Source organism: Halomonas sp. BM-2019 (genome assembly GCF_017584085.1).
Genome location: NZ_CP071922.1, coordinates 2804925 through 2806128, shown reverse-complemented (window position 1 = coordinate 2806128; position 1204 = coordinate 2804925). Strand labels below are relative to the sequence as shown.

The following is a 1204-nucleotide window of genomic DNA, read 5'->3' as shown; positions in this document are numbered from 1 at the left end:
CGACGCTGGCCTGGGCGCGGGCATCATCGACGCAGGTCTCCCGGCGCTCGGGATGCAGGCCGAGCCGGGTGAACAGCGCCCGATCGCGCTCCGCCTGGGGATTGGCGGTGGTCAGCAGCCGCTCGCCATAGAAGATGGAGTTGGCGCCGGCCAGGAAGGCCAGCGCCTGGGTGGCGTCGTCCATCTGCTCGCGACCGGCGGAGAGGCGCACATGGCTCCTCGGCATCAGGATGCGGGCCACGGCGATGGCGCGGATGAACTCGATGGGGTCCAGGTCCTCCACGTCTTCCAGCGGCGTGCCCGGCACCTTTACCAGCATGTTGATGGGCACCGACTCCGGATGCGGCTCGAGGCGCACAAGCTGCTGGAGCAGGGCGGCGCGGTCCCGGGGCGCCTCGCCCATGCCGAGGATCCCGCCGGAACACACCTTCATGCCGGCGTCGCGCACATGGCCCAGGGTCGCCAGGCGGTCGGCGTAGGTGCGGGTGGTGATGATCTCGCCGTAGTACGCCGGCGAGGTATCCAGGTTGTGGTTGTAGTAGTCGAGCCCCGCCTCGGCGAGGCGCCCGGCCTGGTCGCCGTCCACCATCCCTAAGGTCATGCAGGTCTCGAGCCCCAGCGCCTTGACCCGGCGCACCATCTCCAGTACCGCCTCCAGGTCCTTCTCCCGCGGGCTCTTCCAGGCCGCGCCCATGCAGAAGCGGCTGGCGCCGGCGTCCAGGGCGGCCTTGGCCTGCTCCACCACCTTCTCGATCTCCAGCAGCTTCTCCTTGGGAAGCCCGGTGTTGTAGTGGCCCGACTGGGGGCAGTACTTGCAATCCTCCGGGCAGGCGCCGGTCTTGATCGAGAGCAGGGTGGAGACCTGCACGGCGTTGGGGTCGAAGTGGGCGCGATGCACCTGCTGGGCCCGGAACAGCAGGTCGTTGAAGGGCAGGGCGAAGAGCGCCTCGATCTCGTCGAGGGTCCAGTCGTGGCGAACCGCGGCGTCGGCGGCTAGGGTCTGGGTAGCGGATGGCGGAGTCTGGATAGCGGGAGTCGCGGCGGACATGGGGGGCTCGCTTATGGTCAACTTGGTCGTGGTAAGACGGTTGACGGAAAGCCTACCCCAGTGGCGCGTCTTGTCAACCCGGCTTTGGGGGCGGGTTGACGAGGCCCTGCGCCGCCAGCTGCCGGGTCACTGCGCCTTCTGCCTGGGGGCGGCCGA

The 1204-nt window shown here is 69.2% G+C and carries 1 protein-coding gene; it reads right to left on the bottom strand.

Going from position 1 to position 1204, the window contains the following annotated elements; translation table 11 throughout:
• Positions 1 to 1048, bottom strand: a 1048-nt coding sequence (gene bioB / locus J5F18_RS14010; protein ID WP_346299209.1) for a biotin synthase BioB, incomplete at its 3' end; no start/stop codon positions are given.
• Positions 1049 to 1204: the final 156 nt, after the last annotated feature.